Annotated in this window: 17 protein-coding genes and 1 pseudogene; 6 read left to right on the top strand and 12 right to left on the bottom strand. The window is 70.0% G+C overall.

The annotated features are described in order from the left end of the window. Window positions 1–146 precede the first annotated feature (146 nt). The 4 genes from KIV56_RS15605 (at window position 147) to KIV56_RS15590 (ending at window position 3,883) form a co-directional block, all read left to right on the top strand. Window positions 147–983: a crotonase/enoyl-CoA hydratase family protein gene (locus tag KIV56_RS15605; RefSeq protein WP_281534162.1), complete on the top strand. Its 837-nt coding sequence runs from the start codon at window positions 147–149 to the stop codon at window positions 981–983. A 31-nt stretch (window positions 984–1,014) separates the two neighbouring features. Next, on the top strand, window positions 1,015–2,460 hold the full coding sequence (locus tag KIV56_RS15600) for a dihydrolipoyl dehydrogenase family protein (protein ID WP_281534161.1): 1,446 nt from the start codon (window positions 1,015–1,017) through the stop codon (window positions 2,458–2,460). A 176-nt stretch (window positions 2,461–2,636) separates the two neighbouring features. Then, a complete protein-coding gene (locus KIV56_RS15595) occupies window positions 2,637–3,008 on the top strand; it encodes a Fe-S oxidoreductase (RefSeq protein WP_281534160.1) in 372 nt (123 codons plus the stop codon). Next, a complete protein-coding gene (locus KIV56_RS15590; protein ID WP_281534159.1) occupies window positions 3,005–3,883 on the top strand; it encodes an SDR family NAD(P)-dependent oxidoreductase in 879 nt (292 codons plus the stop codon). The genes KIV56_RS15595 and KIV56_RS15590 overlap by 4 nt, the downstream gene beginning before the upstream one ends. 80 nt (window positions 3,884–3,963) lie before the next feature. On the opposite strand, the gene KIV56_RS15585 is transcribed toward KIV56_RS15590, so the two are convergent. From KIV56_RS15585 to KIV56_RS15575, 3 genes are all read right to left on the bottom strand, one after another. Further along, complete coding sequence (locus KIV56_RS15585; RefSeq protein WP_281534158.1) at window positions 3,964–5,493, bottom strand: catalase; 1,530 nt, start codon at window positions 5,491–5,493, stop codon at window positions 3,964–3,966. 73 nt (window positions 5,494–5,566) lie between these two features. Beyond that, window positions 5,567–5,965 (bottom strand): Fur family transcriptional regulator, encoded by a 399-nt coding sequence (locus KIV56_RS15580; protein ID WP_281536183.1) that lies wholly within the window; start codon window positions 5,963–5,965, stop codon window positions 5,567–5,569. A gap of 155 nt (window positions 5,966–6,120) precedes the next feature. Then, window positions 6,121–6,687, bottom strand: coding sequence for a MarR family winged helix-turn-helix transcriptional regulator (locus tag KIV56_RS15575; protein WP_281534157.1), 567 nt, complete (start codon window positions 6,685–6,687; stop codon window positions 6,121–6,123). A 61-nt stretch (window positions 6,688–6,748) separates the two neighbouring features. On the opposite strand from KIV56_RS15575, the gene KIV56_RS15570 reads away from it, so the two are divergent. Together KIV56_RS15570 and KIV56_RS15565 are read left to right on the top strand one after the other, a co-directional pair. Further along, the gene (locus KIV56_RS15570; protein WP_281534156.1) at window positions 6,749–8,824 is read left to right on the top strand and encodes an MMPL family transporter; all 2,076 of its coding nucleotides are present in this window, start codon (window positions 6,749–6,751) and stop codon (window positions 8,822–8,824) included. Between the two features lie 50 nt (window positions 8,825–8,874). Further along, the gene (locus KIV56_RS15565) at window positions 8,875–9,591 is read left to right on the top strand and encodes a hypothetical protein (protein ID WP_281534155.1); all 717 of its coding nucleotides are present in this window, start codon (window positions 8,875–8,877) and stop codon (window positions 9,589–9,591) included. Between the two features lie 118 nt (window positions 9,592–9,709). On the opposite strand, the gene KIV56_RS15560 is transcribed toward KIV56_RS15565, so the two are convergent. The 9 genes and pseudogenes from KIV56_RS15560 to KIV56_RS15520 form a co-directional block, all read right to left on the bottom strand. Then, window positions 9,710–9,904, bottom strand: a complete 195-nt coding sequence (locus tag KIV56_RS15560) for a hypothetical protein (protein ID WP_281534154.1) — start codon at window positions 9,902–9,904, stop codon at window positions 9,710–9,712. 49 nt (window positions 9,905–9,953) lie between these two features. Continuing rightward, window positions 9,954–10,532: a GNAT family N-acetyltransferase gene (locus KIV56_RS15555; protein WP_134449800.1), complete on the bottom strand. Its 579-nt coding sequence runs from the start codon at window positions 10,530–10,532 to the stop codon at window positions 9,954–9,956. A gap of 27 nt (window positions 10,533–10,559) precedes the next feature. Then, window positions 10,560–11,223, bottom strand: a pseudogene (locus tag KIV56_RS15550) (uracil-DNA glycosylase). Between the two features lie 36 nt (window positions 11,224–11,259). Continuing rightward, window positions 11,260–12,009 (bottom strand): Type 1 glutamine amidotransferase-like domain-containing protein, encoded by a 750-nt coding sequence (locus KIV56_RS15545; protein ID WP_281534153.1) that lies wholly within the window; start codon window positions 12,007–12,009, stop codon window positions 11,260–11,262. After that, window positions 12,006–12,617 carry a phosphoribosyltransferase gene (locus tag KIV56_RS15540; protein ID WP_348648406.1) on the bottom strand — a complete coding sequence of 204 codons (612 nt, stop codon included), beginning with the start codon at window positions 12,615–12,617 and terminating at the stop codon, window positions 12,006–12,008. The genes KIV56_RS15545 and KIV56_RS15540 overlap by 4 nt, the downstream gene beginning before the upstream one ends. Then, a complete protein-coding gene (locus KIV56_RS15535) occupies window positions 12,586–13,809 on the bottom strand; it encodes a bifunctional 2-methylcitrate synthase/citrate synthase (RefSeq protein ID WP_281534152.1) in 1,224 nt (407 codons plus the stop codon). The genes KIV56_RS15540 and KIV56_RS15535 overlap by 32 nt, the downstream gene beginning before the upstream one ends. A gap of 46 nt (window positions 13,810–13,855) precedes the next feature. Continuing rightward, complete coding sequence (prpB, locus tag KIV56_RS15530; protein WP_281534151.1) at window positions 13,856–14,767, bottom strand: methylisocitrate lyase; 912 nt, start codon at window positions 14,765–14,767, stop codon at window positions 13,856–13,858. Next, on the bottom strand, window positions 14,767–16,302 hold the full coding sequence (locus KIV56_RS15525) for an MmgE/PrpD family protein (RefSeq protein ID WP_281534150.1): 1,536 nt from the start codon (window positions 16,300–16,302) through the stop codon (window positions 14,767–14,769). Before KIV56_RS15525 ends, prpB begins: the two co-directional genes overlap by 1 nt. A gap of 69 nt (window positions 16,303–16,371) precedes the next feature. Further along, window positions 16,372–17,124, bottom strand: a complete 753-nt coding sequence (locus KIV56_RS15520) for a GntR family transcriptional regulator (protein ID WP_348648405.1) — start codon at window positions 17,122–17,124, stop codon at window positions 16,372–16,374. Window positions 17,125–17,130: the final 6 nt, after the last annotated feature.

The raw sequence follows: 17,130 nt of genomic DNA, 5'->3' as shown, positions 1-17,130 counted from the left end.
AGAATCGGAGATTTTTCCGACACTCCGTGAACGCGGGCAGCGGATGCCGCGAGTCGCGCAAAACTCCGACGTTGCGTTGTTCCCCACCGCGGGCAACGCGCCGAAACTCAACAGCACCGCGACCCGACAGCACAAGGAAGGCATCCGTGAGCGAGCAGCGCAGCACCGAACAGAGCCGAAACCAGCACGACCCCGCCGAACAGGCACCCCGGGTGCTGACCGAACGGCGCGGGCACGTGCTCCTGATCGGACTGAACCGGCCGGAGAAGCGCAACGCCGCCGACCTCGCGATGCTGCAGCAGCTGTCCCTGGCCTACGGCGAGCTCGACCGCGACCCCGAACTCCGGGTCGGCCTCGTCTACGCCGTCGGCGAGCACTTCACGGCCGGCCTCGACCTCGCCGACATCGGCCCGCGCCTCGGCCCGGACGGCATCGACATGGTGCCGCACGGCGGGATCAACCCCTGGCAGGTCGACGGCCGAGCGGTCTCGAAGCCGGTGGTGATGGCCGTGCAGGGCACCTGCCTCACGCTCGGGATCGAGCTCATGCTCGCGAGCGAAATCACGGTCGCGGCCGCCTCGACCCGGTTCGGGCAGATCGAGGTGGCCCGCGGCATCCTGCCTTTCGGAGGAGCCACGATCCGTTTCCCGCGCGCGGTCGGCTGGGGCAATGCGATGCGCTGGATCCTCACCGGCGACATGTTCGACGCCGCGGAGGCCCTGCGGATCGGCCTCGTTCAGGAGGTCGTCCCCGACGGCACCGAGTTCGACCGGGCCCTCGAGCTCGCCGGCCGGATCGCCGCCCAGGCCCCGCTCGCGGTGCAGGCGACCCTCGCGAACGCACGCGATGCCGTGCGCCTCGGCGATGCCGTGGCCGAGGCCGGGCTGCAACCGGCCCTCGGCGTGCTCGCCGCGAGCGAGGATGCCCGGATCGGCATGGAAGCGTTCCGCACCCGCACCGCGGCGAAATTCGTGGGGCGCTGACCCACGTGACTCATCGACGACAGGAGACACCATGAACGATAAGACCACGACCTACGACGTCATCGTGATCGGCGGCGGTGCCGTCGGCGAGAACGTCGCGGACCGCACCGTCCAGGGCGGGCTGAGCACCGTCATCGTCGAGAGCGAACTCGTCGGCGGCGAGTGCTCGTACTGGGCGTGCATGCCGTCCAAGGCCCTGCTGCGGAGCGGAGCGGCCCTCTCCGCCGCGCGCCGGGTCGGCGGCGCCGCCGAGGCCGCGACCGGTGAGCTCGACGTCCCCGCCGTGTTGCGTCGCCGGGACTCGTTCACGAGAAACTGGTCGGATGACGGCCAGGTCGGCTGGCTCGACTCCGCGGGAATCGCCCTTGTCCGCGGGCACGCCCGCTTGAGCGGCGTGCGCGAGGTGACCGTGACCGGCCCGGACGGAACGACGACCGTGCTCACCGCCCGCCACGCCGTCGTGGTGAGCACGGGGTCATCCGCCGTGCTGCCCGACATTCCAGGGATCGGCACCGTCGACCCCTGGACCAGCCGGGAGGCCACGAGCGCCCAGCACGTGCCGGAGAGCCTCGCCGTGATCGGCGGCGGTGTCACCGCGGCCGAAATGGCCACGGCGTACACGTCGCTCGGTGCCCGGGTCACGCTCATCGTGCGCCACTCCCTCCTCGGCAAGGAGGAACCGTTCGCCGGCGAACTCGTCATCGAGGCGCTGCGTGCGGCGGGAGCGACGGTCCTGACCGGGGAGGCTCCCGTTCTCGCGATGCGCGCGGCCGACGGCAACGTCGTGCTCACCCTCGCGAGCGGCGGAACCGTCACCGCGACCGAGGTCCTTGTCGCGACGGGTCGCGCACCGCGTACCGACGACCTCGGGCTGGAGTCCGTCGGTCTTCCCGACGGCGGCTGGCTGACCGTCGATGACACCCTGCTCGTTCAGGGCGACGCGGCGGACCTCGCCGGCGACTGGCTGTACGCGACCGGCGACGTCACGCACCGGGCGCTGCTCACCCACCAGGGCAAGTACCAGGCGCGCGCGGCGGGCGACGTGATCGTCGCCCGCGCCTCCGGCCGGGCCGTCGACGACGCGCCCTGGGGCACCCACGTCGCCACCGCAGACCACTCCGCGGTCCCCCAGGTGACGTTCACCGATCCCGAGGTCGCCTCGGTCGGGCTCACCCAGGCGGCGGCGGAGAAGGCGGGCTTCCGGATCCGGGTGCTCGACTATGCGATCGGAAACGTCGCCGGGGCGAGCCTGCAGGCCGACGGGTACACCGGCAAGGCCAGGGCCATCGTCGATCTCGACCGGGAAGTGCTCATCGGCGTGACGTTCGTGGGCCAGGACGTCTCCGAGCTCCTGCACGCCGCGACCATCGCCGTCGTCGGCGAGGTCCCGATCGCCCGGCTCTGGCACGCTGTGCCGGCGTACCCCACGATGAGCGAGGTCTGGCTGCGCCTGCTGGAGGCATACGGCCGGCCGTAGCCGGGCATCCGCTGCCCGCTGCCGCGCGACTGTTGCCGCTACGGACACCTGCGCCTCGCGGGCCGGCCACAGTTGTCCGTTTCGGCACCAGTCGCCGACAGGCACCACCCGCGCATCCTCGCGACGGTTGGTTCTCGGGCGCTCTCAGTGCCGGTCAGGCGGCATACGCTTGGTTCATGCGCCGGATCCTCTTCGATTCGCCCCTCAGCAGGGCCGGATATCTCTATGCGACGGCTGTCGGTCTGGTCTGGGGCGGGCTCCTCAGCACCGGGCGCGTCGAGCGCCGCGGCGGCCTGATCGTGTTCCGCGGCCTGCCGAACTGGGCCTTCGGTCGCGGCGGGTCCTGCGTCGGCGGTTGTTACCTCACCAGGGACAACGTCTCAGACGCGATCCTCGAACACGAGGCCGTGCACAAGCGCCAGTGGCAGCACTACGGCATGCTGTTCCCGCTGTTCTACAGCGCCGCCGGCCGCAACCCACTCACCAACCGTTTTGAAATCGAGGCCGGCCTGGACAAGGGCGGCTACCTGGCCAAAGGAAAGTCATGACAGAAAAGTCCGAAGCATCCGCACCGTCCGCTCGCACGATCATCATCACCGGGGGCAGCGACGGCATCGGCGCGGCCGCGGCCCGCGCACTGAGCCGCACCGGGGCATCCGTCGTCATCGTGGGACGCTCGGCGGCCAAGACCGCCGCCGTCGCCGCACCGCTCGGTGCCGACTCGTTCACCGCCGACTTCGCCAGCCTCGACGAGGTGCGCTCTCTCGCCGCGACCCTCCTCAACCGCTACCCGCGCATCGACGTGCTCGCGAACAACGCCGGCGGCATCATGGGCAAGCGGGAGCTCACCGTCGACGGCCACGAGAAGACCTTCCAGGTCAACCACCTCGCGCCGTTCCTGCTCACGACGCTCCTCACCGACCGGCTGCTGGAGAGCCACGCCCGGGTGATCAATACCGCGAGCGTGGCGAACAGCGTCTACGCCCGCTTCGACATCGACGACCTCGACGGGAACCGGAAGTACTCGCCCAACCGGGCATACGGCAACGCCAAGCTCGCCAACATCCTCTTCACCCGCGAGCTGAACCACCGTTACCACGAGCAGGGCCTCACGACCGCGGCATTCCACCCCGGCGTCGTCGCGACGAGCTTCTCGTCGAATTCGACGAGCGTGATGCGCTTCCTCTACCAGACCCCACTCAAGCGGATGCTGATCACCCCGGAGCAGGGCGCGGACACCCTGGTCTGGCTCGCCACGGCACCCCTGGACGAGTGGATCTCCGGCGAGTACTACGACAAGCGCCTGGTCGCGAAGGCGAACACGCTCGCATACGACCCGGCGCTCGCCGCCGCCCTCTGGGAGCGCAGCGCCGCCATGGTCGCCGCGCCCGCCCCAACCAATTCGACGGAGATTTTGAGTTAAACGGGCCCAAACAGCCCGCTAACGCACTGAAAACCCAAAAACTCCGTCGAATCAGTTAGGGGCTGGTTACTCCGAGCCGTTTACTCGGAGTAGCCGGCGGATGCCTCGGCGAGCATGTCCGCCTCTGCCCACGTCGCAAGGTTCGCGCGCAGTGCCGCACCGAGCGTGGCGTCGACGCTCGTCCAGTACCAGATCGCGCGCTCGGTGACCTCTGCGCGCTGCACGCCGCTGATCGCGCCCGTGATGGTGTCGAGGAAGCGGGCCTTGGCCGCATCGTCGAACACGTCGCGGTAGAGCGTCCCGGCCTGGCCGAAGTCGCTGTCCTCGCTGCGCAGCACGGCGGCGGCGCGGAGCAGCGCACCATCGTTCTCCCAGCTGCCCTCGCCGGCGAGCAGCGGGTCGGCCACCGGCCCGCCGAGCGAGTTCGGCGCGTAGTTCGGGGCCTCTGGGGCGTTGAAGTGGTGCCGGCCGGCGCCGTCCTGCGAATAGCCGTTCACCGGGGCGGCGTGCGGGGCGTTGACGGGCAGCTCGGCGTAGTTCGTGCCGACCCGGTATCGCGCGGCGTCCGGGTAGGAGAAGATGCGCGCCATCAGCATCTTGTCGGGGCTCGCCGCGATGCCGGGCACGAAGTTGGCCGGCGAGAACGCGGCCTGCTCGATCTCGGCGAAGAAGTTCTGCGGGTTACGGTTGAGCGTGTGCACGCCCACCTCGATGAGCGGGTAGTCGGCGTGCGGCCAGACCTTGGTCAGGTCGAAGGGGTTGAACCGGTAGGTCTTGGCGTCCTCGTACGGCATGATCTGCACCGAGACGGTCCAGGACGGGAAGTTGCCTGCCTCGATCGCGTCGTGCAGGTCGCGGCGGTAGTAGTCGGCGTCCGCGCCGGCGATGAGCTCGGCCTCGGAGCCCTCCATCTCGACGTTGCCCTGGTTGGAGGTGAAGTGGTACTTGACCCAGAACCGCTCACCTGCGGCGTTGATCCACTGGTAGGTGTGCGAGCCGAAGCCGGGCATCTCGCGCCAGGAGCGCGGCAGGCCGCGGTCGCCCATCAGGTAGGTGACCTGGTGCGCGGACTCGGGCGAGAGGGTCCAGAAGTCCCACTGCATCGTGGCATCGCGCAGGCCGGAGCCCGGAAGGCGCTTCTGGGAGTGGATGAAGTCGGGGAACTTGATGCCGTCGCGGATGAAGAACACCGGGGTGTTGTTGCCGACGATGTCGTAGTTGCCCTCCGTCGTGTAGAACTTGACCGAGAAGCCGCGCACGTCGCGCCAGGTGTCCGGGCTGCCCTGCTCGCCGGCGACGCTCGAGAAGCGCTGGAGCGTCTCGGTGCTCGTGCCGGGCTGGAAGACCGCGGCGCGGGTGTACGCCGAGACGTCGCCGGTGACCTCGAACACGCCGTGCGCTCCGCCGCCCTTGGCGTGCACGATGCGCTCCGGGATGCGCTCGCGGTTGAACTGCGCGAGCTTCTCGACGAGGTAGCGGTCGTGCAGGGCCGCGACGCCCTCCGTGCCGACGGTGAGGGAATGCTCGTCGCTCGCGACGGGCGCTCCGCTCTGGGTGGTGGTCGGCTTGATCTGCCCGGTGTTCGACTCGCTGTTGGACTCGGTGGTCATGCTGCTCCTTTGTTCGACTACATGTGCACTGCGAAAGTGTGGGGTGGGTGGGTGGTCCGGTTCTGGCGTGCGGTTACGCGGTCGCGGCCTGGCAATCGGGGCAGAGCCCCCAGTAGGTGACCTCTGCAGCGTGCACGGCGAAACCGCCCGTGTCGCTCGGCTCGAGGCACGGCGCCGCGCCGACGGCGCAGTCCACGTCCTGCACGGCGGCGCACCGTGAGCAGATCACGTGATGGTGGTTGTCGCCGACCCGGCGCTCGTAGAGCGCCGGCGACCCGGACGGTTCGATCCGGCGGGTGAGACCCGCGGAGGTGAAGGCTGCAAGTACTCCGTAGACCGCCTGCAGCGAGGTGCCGGGAAGCTCGAGCCTCACAGCGGCGAAGAGCCGTTCGGCGCTCGTGTGCGGAGAATCGTCGAGGGCCCGCAGCACGGCGAGGCGAGGCGAGGTGACCTTGAGTCCCGATCGACGAATGCTGTCGCCGAGCCTGCTCGTGCTCGCCCGGCCCGGAGAGGCCCGGGTTGCTGTTGGGCGTCCCGGTCGTCGTCATGCCCTCACGCTAACAGTTGTTTTGATTTCCTCAAAACAATTCACGGGATGTTCAGGAAGCGGGGGTCAGGCAGTGGGGGTCAGGATCGGGGAGCGGTCTCGCCGTCGCCATCGGCGCCGCCGGTCAGGGCACCGCGGTAGACGTCGAGCACGCGGGACAGGAAGCCCGCGATCACCGCGCGCTCTTCCGCCGGGAGGTCACGGGTGACCGTGGCGACTCCCCCGATCACGGGCATGAGCGCCCCGACGGCCTTCTCGACCGATTTTGCTGAGGGGAGGACCACGACCTTTCGGCGGTCCGATGTGTGCGCCTCTCGCCGGGCATGCCCGAGTGCGACGAGCCGGTCGACTACGAGGGTGGTCGCGGCCGTCGAGATGTCGAGCCGCCGCGAGAGTTCGCTCGGCGTGAGCGAACCGGCGCTGATCAGGTGTTCCATCGCGGACAAGTCGGTCGGGTTGACCGCAAGGGCCTGGCCGACCTGCCGCTCGAACGCCCGCGACAGCACCACGAATTCCCGCAGCTGCGTGCCGATTTCGCCGGAATAAGGCAGGCCGATGTCGTTGTCGCCGACCAGTGGCTGGACGGCATCCGCCGCGGAACCGGTCGGCACACTCGCCGGGGGCGTGGACTTGCGAGGCTCTGCCATGACGGCCATACTAGTCCTGACATTGCTAGGATGCTTAGCAATCAGGACTATTGGAGGAAAAGTGCTCGGGATTGTGCGCATCATCACAGGTCGGAGAACGGCCTGGGTGGTCCTCGTCGGCGCAATCATCGCCGTCGGACTGCTGTTCGCACTGCTGCCGAAGAGCGCCGGGAACGACTTCCCGACCTCCGGGCTGCCCACGTCGAGCCAGGCTGCGAGGGTCGACGCCCTGCTCGCCGACTTCCCCTCGGCGAAGCAGACCTCGGCGATCATCGTCTGGAGCCGCGGCGGCGCAGACGCGACCGGCGCAGAGAGCGCACTGACCGAAGCGGACAAGTCCGCGATCACCGCGCGGGCCGCCGAACTGGGCGCGCTTTCGACCGCACCCCGGGCGACGACACCCCGGTTCAGCGACGACGGACTCGCGGCGATCAGCGTCGTGCCGCTCGAGGCCGCCGCCGTCAGCGCCGACGTGAAGGGCACGGCCACGGACATCCGCGCGGCCGCCTCGAGCGACCTGCCCGCCGGCCTGAGTTCCTACGTGACCGGGCCGGTCGGGTTCCAGGCCGACATCTCGAACGCCTTCGCGGGCGCCGATTTCCGGCTGCTGCTCGTGACCGTGATCGTCGTCGCGGTACTGCTGATCATCACCTACCGCAGTCCCGTGCTCTGGATCGTGCCGCTCGTGGTCGTCGGGCTCGCCGACGGGCTCGCCGGCGTCGTCGTGAGCGCCCTCGCCGGACCGTTCGGCATCACCCTGGATGCGAGCGTCTCCGGCATCCAGTCCGTGCTCGTCTTCGGTGCGGGCACCAACTACGCGCTGCTGCTCGTCGCCCGCTACCGCGAGGAACTGCTGCACACCGAGAGCAGGAATGAGGCGATGCGGATCGCCGTGCGGAGCGCAGGCCCCGCGATCGCCGCGAGCGGCGGGACCGTCGCGCTGAGCCTCCTGACCCTGCTCTTCGCCGAGCTCTCCGGCAACCGCGCGCTCGGCTTCGCCTGTGCGATCGGCGTCGTCATCGCGATCCTGTTCGCCCTCATCGTGCTTCCCGCCGCACTCGTCGTCTGCGGCCGCGGCCTGTTCTGGCCGTTCGTCCCCCGCTACGACCCTGCCTCGCCCCGCGTGCACACCGGATTCTGGTCCCGGCTCGGCCGCGGCGTCGCCCGGCGCCCCGTTGCGATCATCGTCGCATCCGCCCTCGGACTCGGCGCCCTCAGTCTCGGGCTGGTCGGGGCATCCGTCGGGCTCTCGCAGGCCGACCAGCTGCTCGGCAACCCCGAATCGGTGCAGGCGCAGGCCATCGTCGACGCCTCGTTCTCGTCGGGGCTCACGAGCCAGACCGTCGTGCTTGCGCCGGATGCATCGGCCACGGAGGCCGCGAGCCTCGCCACGGCGACACCGGGCGTCGCCACGGTGCAGCCGGGCGAGAGCGCGAACGGGCGCACCCGGCTCAACCTCCAGCTCTCGAGCGAACCGGGAAGTGAGACGACGTTCGCGACCATTACCGCGCTGCGCACCACGTACGCGGATGCCGGCGGCGCTGTCGCTGATTCCCTCGTCGGCGGCACGGACGCGACGGCCCTCGACACCCGCACGAGTTCGCAGCGCGACCAGGACCTGATCCTGCCGATGATCCTCGCGATCGTCTTCGGCATCCTTGCCCTGCTGCTCCGCTCTCTCGTCGCCCCTGTCCTGCTGATCCTGAGCGTGCTCGCGACCTTCTTCGCGAGCCTCGGCGCGTCCAACCTGATCTTCCAGAACCTGCTGGGGTTCCCGGCGTTCAACACGAACGTCGTGCTGTTCGCGTTCCTGTTCCTCGTCGCGCTCGGGGTGGACTACAACATCTTCCTCACCACGAGGGCTCGGGAGGAGGCCCGGCTGCACGGCACCCGGGAGGGCATGGTGCGCGCCCTCTCCTCGACCGGAGCGGTCATCACGAGCGCCGGCATCCTCATCGCGGCGGTCTTCGTCGTGCTCGGCGTTCTGCCGGTCGTCGCGCTCGCCCAGATCGGCGTGATCGTCTGCCTCGGCGTCCTCCTCGACACCCTGCTCGTGCGCACCCTCGTGGTTCCCGCGCTCGTGTTCCTCACCGGCGACCGGTTCTGGTGGCCGTCGCGCCCGGCCCTGCGCGAGTAGCACGGTAGCGAGCGCCGGGCGCCGGCAGGCCTCGCGAGTACAGTGTCCGCATGAGTGCGGTGCTCGAGCGGATGCTGCCGGCTTGGCTCGTGCGGCATCCGTTGCGGTCTGGCTGGGCCTGGCTGGCCCTCTGGGGCGTCGTGGTCGCCTCAGACGCTCTCTCGCCCTGGATTCCTGACCCGGGCTGGTATGCGGTCGTGCTGCTCGCCGCGCTGCCGGCCCTCGCGGCCACGCTGTGGCTGCTCGCGGCCACGCCGCGCGACCACCTGCCGCCCACGAACGACTCGGTGCTCAGTCACTTTTTCGTGCGGTTCCTCACGCTGTGCGCGGCGTTCCTGGTCTGGGGCGTGTCCGTGGTCGCGAGCTCGTCGATCTCGACGGCGATCCAGGCCGCGGCGAACGACAACGACGCCGAAGTGACCGGGCTCGGCTTCACGCTCTTGCTCGCGGCAATCCCGGTGGTGCTGCTCGTGCTGTGGATGGCCTTCGTCGTGCGGTGCGGCTGGTTCCTGCGGCGGTTGCGCGGCTGGCGCGAGCTGCCCCGAGGCGCACGCGGTTCCGGAGGAGTTCCTGCGGACCAGCCCGCGCTTGCGGGCCACGGTCGTGGGGCTCGCCCACCCGGGGCTGCTCCTCGCCGGCGGGCTCGGGGCATCCGTGCTCGCCGTGCTGCTCGGCGGTCCAGAACTCAGCCTGCACCTCGCGCCCTGACCCGGGCCCCGGACTGGGCAGTACGGCTCAGTGGGCGAGCGGGCCGCCGACCTTGGTGAGCAGCGCCTGAAAGGCCCGGGGTGCGCCCCGGAGCCCGACCGGGCCGTGAGCGCACCGGCGGCATGGAAGGCCTGGGCGACGTTGATGATCTCGTACTGCACGAGCGAACCCTGGTCCTCAGCGAGCACGCGGTACTCGCCGCGGTACCACCAGTCCCCCCTGCACGACGATCAGGCGCTCGGCGGGATCGGCCCGGAAATGCCGGTTGATCGCGGCGGCCCCCTCGCTCGGTGCGGGCATCAACGCCGCGAGCAGCCGCACGAACACGGTCTCCGGCGGGGCTTCGAGGTGCCCGGCGAACGACCGCAGCACGGTGTGGCGCTTCGGCAGACTCGAACGAGACGTCAGGGTCGGTCACGGGTTACTTCAGGCTCTTCTGGAGCAGCACGGTGCCGAGCCAGCGGTCGAACTTGAAGCCGACCTTGCCCATCCGGCCGATCTCCTTGAACCCGAAGTCGAGGTGCAGCTTGATCGAGGCGTCGGCGCCCTGGTCGGCGATCACAGCGATGATCTCCTTGAGGCCCGCATCCTTGGAGCGCGTGATGAGTTCGCCGAGCAGCACCCGGCCGAGGCCCTTGCCTGTCGAGGCCGCTCCGAGGTAGATCGAGTTCTCGACGGTGAAGCGGAAGGCGCGCTTCTCCTTCCACGGCGTGACGAGCGCGTAGCCGAGGATCTGACCGGCCGGCGACACGGCCACGATGAAGGGCATGCCGAGCTTGCCGAGGTAGTAGAACTTGCTGCGCCACGCGGCGAGGGTCATCGGGTCGACGTCGAAGGTGACCGTGCTGTTGGCGACGTAGTAGTTGTAGATCTCGCGAATGTAGGGCAGGTCGGTGATCAGCGCGTCCCGCATCGAGTACTCGAACGGAGCCTCGGTCTCCGGCGCCGGGCGCAGGTGCCTGGGCAACTGCCGGCGCGGCTGGTATTCCTCTTCAAGCATGGCTGGCTCCTCACACGGACTTCCAGATTACCCGAGAGTCCAGTCGACGGGCGCTGCGCCCTGCTCGGCGAGGAGCGCGTTCGCGCGACTGAAGGGCCTCGACCCGAAGAAGCCGCGGCGCGCGGACAGCGGGCTCGGATGCGCGGACTCGATCACCGGGGTGTTGCCGAGCAACGGCCGAAGCCTCGCGGCGTCCTTGCCCCAGAGGATCGCGACAAGGGGCGTTCGGCGGGCGACGAGGGCGCGGATGGCCTGGTCCGTGACGGCTTCCCAGCCGTGGCCGCGGTGCGAACCGGGCTCGCCGGCACGCACGGTGAGCACCCGGTTGAGCAGCAGAACCCCCTGGGCCGACCAGGCCGACAGGTCTCCGGTGCGCAGGGTGACCCCGACGTCCGACTGGAGGCTCTGCGGCGATGTTCCCGAGGCTCCGCGGCAGGGGCCGCACCGCCGGGTCGACCGCGAAGGCGAGGCCGAGCGGATGCCCCGGCGTCGGATACGGGTCCTGGCCGACCAGGAGCACGCGGACCGCCCGGAACGGTTCACGGAAGGCGCGCAGCACCCGTGTCGGCGCCGGCAGCCAGGGTCGCCCGGCGGCCGACTCCGCCTCGAGGAAACCGGTCGCCTGGGCGAGCGCCCCCGCCGCGGGAGCGAGGGCCGCCGCCCAGCCGGGGTCGATCGAGCCGGGGTCGATCGATCCGGGGTCGATCGATCCGGCGTCGGTCACGGCCTAGGCGCCGAAGGTGCTGACGAGCACGCCGTTCTCGGACTGGCTGACCCGCCAGACGCTGCCGGAGCCGACGACGCGGAGGGCGCCCTCCCCGACGATGAGCGCGGTGTTCTCGTCGACGGCGAGGCCGCCGTCGATGAGGCCGGCTTCGGTTGCGGCGATCAGTCGGGAGAGGGTTCCCCACTGGGCGGCATGCACGTCGACGGTGACGTCGAGCAGGCCGATGCCGGGCTGGATGGTGAGTTCGTCGAGGCCTTCCGAGGCCCCTTCTGCGCTGACCTCGACCTCGCCGAGGCGCCAGCCGCCGACGAGGGCGCGTTCCGCGGCGATCATGGCGCCGGCCGAGTAGCCGAGGTACGGGACGCCGGCGGACACCTGGCGGCGGATCTCGCCGGCGATCGGGGTGAGTGCGGCAAGGTAGGCGGGAGTGAGCCCGCCGCCGACGATGATGCCGTCGACGTCCGCGATCGCGGGCAGGGTCGCCGCATCGCTCAGCGCGAGTTCGGTGATCTTCGCCTCGAAGACCCCGGCCGAGCCGAGCGCGGCGGCCAGGGTTGCGGCGTGCTGGGCTGCGTCGTCGACAGCGTCGTCCGCGTCGGAGGTGCGGGGCGCACGCACCGCGATGATCGCGATCCGGGGTTCATCCCGACCGGCCGCCGTGGCACGCACGGTCGCCTCGGCAAGGAACGGGCCGAACACGGCCGCGCTGTGTTCGGCAGCCCAGCCGCCGCCGACGAGGTGGATGCTCATGCGACGACGCCCGCGACGACAGGCGCGAGGACCACATTCTCGACTGCGGCGGGGGCGACGACGGTCGCGACGATGGGGGCCAGCAGGGCCGTTACTTCGGGCGCGTCGACGATCGGGAGCGCCGACCACGGGAAGACAATCCAGTCGTCGGTCTCCCGCCAGGTGTAGTCCGGGATGAGGACCGTGCGCGGCTTGGTGTACAGGGTCGCGCAGCGCACCTCGGCCGCCGACTCGCGCAGCATCGCGAGCACGAGAGCGAGGGTGCGCCCGGAGTCGGAGACGTCGTCGACGAGCAGCACGCTGAGGCCGGCGAGGGCAGGCGCGTCGAGCATCGGCCCGGAGAGCACGGGCTCGGGCAGGCGCTCGTCGACGCCGGTGTAGAACTGCACGTTGATGCTGCCGCAGTTCTTGGTGCCGAGGGCATAGGACATCGCGCCCGCGAGCAGCAGGCCGCCGCGCGCGATCGCGATCACCACGTCCGGGTGGAATCCGCTCGACAGCACGTCGACGGCCAGTTGCCGCGAGGCAGCGGCGAAGTCCTCCCAGCCGAGGATTTCCCGCTTGATGCCGGTCGTGTCAGTTGCTGAGTCGTCTGCGTCGAATGCCATTGTCCAATGGTAGGTCACCGGCCGGCTGCAGATCGGGTTCGGCTTCGTCGGCGAGGTGTCGTTCCGGGTGCCCGTCGTAGAGCGAGAGCGGCCGGATCAGGGAGTTCGAGGCGGTCTGCTCGATGATGTGCGCGGTCCAGCCGGCGATCCGGGCGGCCACGAAGAGGGGCGTGAAGGTCAGGGTGTCGAAGCCCATCAGGTAGTACGCCGGCCCGGACGGGTAGTCGAGGTTCGGCAGGATGCCGGTGCGCTCCTTCATCCCGGCGGCGAGGCGCTCGTAGAGCTCGATCAGGTCGGGGCGCTGGTAGTGCTCGACGAGGGTGAGCAGCGCGGTCTTCATCGTCGGCACCCGGGAGTCGCCGTGCTTGTAGACGCGGTGGCCGAAACCCATCACCTTTCGGTGCGCGTCGAGGGTCTCCTTGAGCCAGGCATCCGCCCGCTCGCCGGAGCCTTCGCCGAGGCCGATCTGCTCGAACGTGTGCATCACGGCTTCGTTGGCGCCGCCGTGCAGCGCACCCTTGAGGGCGCCGACAGCCCCGGTGATCGCCGAGTGCAGGTCGCTCATCGTGGAGGTGATCACGCGCGCGGTGAAGGTCGATGCGTTGAAGGAGTGGTCGGCGTACATGATCATCGACACGTCGAAGGCCTCGACGACGACGAGTTCCGGCACCTCGCCGAAGGTCATGAACAGGAAGTTCGCCGAGTAGCCGAGGTCGTCGCGCGGTTCGATCGGTTCGAGCCCGTGGCGGCGCCGCTGGTCGTACGCGACGATCGCGGGCATCTGGGACCAGAGCCGGAGGCCCTTGGCCTTGTTCGCCTCAGGCGAGGCGTCGTCGACCTGCGGGTCGAAGGCTCCGATCAGGCTCACGGCGGTCCGCACGACGTCCATCGGGTGCGCGGTCAGGGGAAGCTCGTCGATGACGCGGCGCACGGCGGGCTGGAGGTGGCGGAGCGACCGCTCCTCGTCCTCGAAGGCGGCGAGCTCGTCCGGCGTCGGCAGCTCACCGTTCCAGAGCAGGTAGGTGACCTCCTCGAAGCTCTTCTGCGCGGCGAGTTCCTGCACGGGGTAGCCCCGGTAGAGCAGGGAATTGGACAGGTCGTTGACCTTGGAGACGCCGGTGCGGTCGACCACGATTCCGGCGAGGCCCTTGTAGACCGTCGGTTCGGTGACGGCTGGTTCGTTCTGACTCATGTCGCTCCTTCGCGTGCGGTGAGTGCGTGGTTACGCGGGCAGGGTGTTAGGCGGGCAGGGTGGGGTTGAGGGTGAAGTTGAAAACGCCGGAGTCGAAGTGATTGTACGACTCGTAGTCGAGCAGCTCGTAGAGCTTCGAGCGGTGCTGCATCTCGGGCAGCATCGACTCGAGCGAGCCGTGTTCGATGATCGCGTCGAGGCCGCGGTCTGCGGCGCCCATCGCGAGGCGCAACAGGGAGACGGGGAAGATCACGAGGTTCATCCCGACATCGGCGAGCTGCCGCACGGTGAAGAGCTCCCCCTTGCCGAACTCGGTCATGTTCGCGAGCACCGGCACGTCGACGGCCGCACGGATCGCCGCGAATTCGGCGAGCGAGGCCATCGCCTCCGGGAAGATCGCGTCGGCGCCCGCGTCGACGAGCGCCTTCGCCCGGTCGACGGCCGCGGCGAGGCCGTCGACCGCACGGATGTCGGTGCGCGCCATCACGAGGAAGTTCGGGTCCCTGCGCGCATCGACGGCCGCGCGGATGCGCTTGCAGGCCGTCTCGAGGTCGACGACCTGCTTGCCGTCGAGGTGGCCGCAGCGCTTCGGGTTGACCTGGTCCTCGATGTGCATGCCGGCGAGGCCGGCGTCCTCGAGGGTCTGCACGGTGCGCGCGACGTTCATCGGCTCGCCGAAGCCGGTGTCGGCGTCCACGATCGCGGGCAGGTCGGTCATCCGGGCGATCTGCTGGCTGCGCCCGGCGACCTCGGTGAGGGTGGTCAGTCCGATGTCGGGCAGGCCGAGGTCTGCGGAGAGCACTGCGCCGGAGATGTAGACGCCCTCGAAGCCCTTCGCCTCGATCAGGCGGGCGGAGAGCGGGTTGAACGCCCCGGGGAAGCGGAGCAGGCGTCCGCTGGCCAGGTCGCGGCGGAAGCCCTCGCGCTTGGCGGCGGGAGTGCGGGTCGAATACAGCATCAGAAGATTCCGTTCGGGATGGGGACCGAGGTGAGCAGGCCGTTGCGGGCCACGATCGTGAGCTGGTCGAGGTCGTCGGCGGCGAGGTCGGGAAGCCGTTCGGCGGCGTCGAGGAAGCGCATGATCTCGCCCTCCTCGAGCACGCCGGCGGCGAGCGTGCGGAACTTGTCAATGTACTCCGCCCGGCCGAAGGGCCGGGCGCCGAGCGGATGCGCGTCGGCAACGGCGAGCTCGTCGACGATGCGCTTGCCGTTGGCCAGCTCGATCTCGACGCGCCCGCCGAAGGCCTTCTCCGCGGGGTCCACCGAGTGGTAGCGCCGGGTCCACTCGAGGTCCTCCTCGGTCGTGACCTTGTTCCAGAGAGCGATGGTGTCCGCGCGGCTCGCCCGTTCCGGCCGGTAGGAATCGACGTGGTGCCAGCTGCCGTCCTGCAGCGCGACGGTGAAGATGTACGGGATCGAGTGGTCGAGGGTCTCCCGGGTCGCACTCGGGTCGTACTTCTGCGGGTCGTTCGCACCGGACCCGATCACGTTGTGGGTGTGGTGGCTCGTGTGGATCACGATCCGGGCGATGTTGGCCGGGTCGGCGAGTTCGGGGTGTTCGCGGTAGAGCTTGCGGGCGAGGTCGATGAGGGCCTGGGCCTGGTACTCGGCGGAGTGTTCCTTCGTGTAGCTGTCGAGGATGGCCCGCTTGGCCTCGCCCCGGCCCGGCAGGGCGACCTGGTACGAGGCGGCGGGACCGTCGAGCATCCAGGCGATGACGCCGTCCTCACCCTCATAGATCGGCGTCGGACTCGTCTCGCCGCGCATCGCGCGGTCGACGGATTCGACGGCCATCTTGCCGGCGAACGCGGGCGCGTATGCCTTCCAGCTCGAGATCTCGCCCTTGCGGGACTGCCGGGTGGCCGTCGTGGTGTGCAGCGCCTGCCCGATGGCCTGGAAGATCGTTTCGGTGTCGAGGCCGAGCAGGGTGCCGATGCCGGCGGCGGCCGACGGGCCGAGGTGGGCGACGTGGTCGATCTTGTGTGCGTGCAGGCTGATCGCCCGCACGAGGTCGATCTGGATCTCGTAGCCGGTTGCGATCCCGCGCACGAGATCCCGCCCGGTCAGGCCGCGGGCGGCCGCGAGGTGCTGGGCGACGGCGAGGACCGGCGGGATGTTGTCGCCGGGGTGGGAGTACTCGGCGGCGAGGAAGGTGTCGTGGTAGTCGAGTTCGCGGACGGCGACGCCGTTGGCCCACGCCGCCCATTCCGGCGAAACCCGGCGGGAACGCTGTTCGCCGAACACGGTCGCGCCGACGCCGTTGAAGGATCGCGGATGCGCGAGCGCCTGCGAGCGCGCGGCGACGACCGGTCGCCGGGTGAGCGACGCCGCTGCGACGGCGGCATTGTCGATGACCCGGTTGATGATCATCTCGGTGACCTCGGCGGAGACCTCCACCGGGTCGGACGCGCACTCGGCGATCTTCCAGGCGAGCTGATCCGTGCGGGCCAGGTCTTCGTCGCTGCGGTGGACTCGAACATCGTGAAGCTGCACAGGGTTCCCTTCGGTGGGTCGGTTGGGCGGGGTTTCGGGTCGGTGGTTCGGGAGGGCGGTGGTGGTGTCTCAGTCGACCGGGGCGGCCGGGTTCGCCTCGAGCGCTGCGAGGACGTTGCTGAGGCTCTGGTGGAGGTGGACATGGGTGGCGTGGGCGGCGAGCGAGGTGTCGCCGGAGACGATGGCCTCGATGATGAGCAGGTGCTCGGCCGCCGCCGCCCGCAGCCTGGCGGGATTGTGCCTGGCGAGCCTGCGGATCCGGGCGAGGTGGGTGCGCACGTTGGCGAGCGCGGCGACGAGGAACGGGTTGCCGACCGCCGCGTCGAGCGCGTCGTCGAAGTCGTCGATGAGCGCGTAGTACCGGTGCAGGCCGGCTTCGCCGTGCAGCAGCAGCTCGGGGGCCGCGCGGAACTGCTCACGCAACTCGAGGAAGACGAGGGGGTCGCGCCGGGTCGCCGCGATCCTGGCCGCGTGCTCCTCGAGGGCGCGGCGGAGTTCGTACAGTTCGTGGATGCTGTCCACGGACATCTCCGTGACCATGAAGCCGCGGCCTGCGCGGCCGGCGACGAGCCCGTCGGCGATCAGGCGGGCGATGGCGGCCCGGAGCGGGGTGCGCGAGACGCCGATGCGGTCGGACTGCTCGACCTCGAGGAGGCCGGCGCCCGGGGCAAGGACGCCGTCGAGGATCTCGTCGCGCAGCTGCCGATACGCGCGCTCGCTCGCGGTGACCACGGCGACCGGCGGCACGGCGGCGGCTGCGGCGGCTGCGGCGGCTGCGTCCGTGGAACCGGTGATCCCCGCCTTTGGGGTTTCTGTATACACAGACGC

The sequence above is a fragment of the Cryobacterium breve genome (assembly GCF_027594785.1).
Taxonomy (GTDB): domain Bacteria; phylum Actinomycetota; class Actinomycetes; order Actinomycetales; family Microbacteriaceae; genus Cryobacterium; species Cryobacterium breve_A.
Note: the sequence above shows the minus strand (reverse complement) of the source record. Positions and strands in the feature narration are given on the sequence as shown.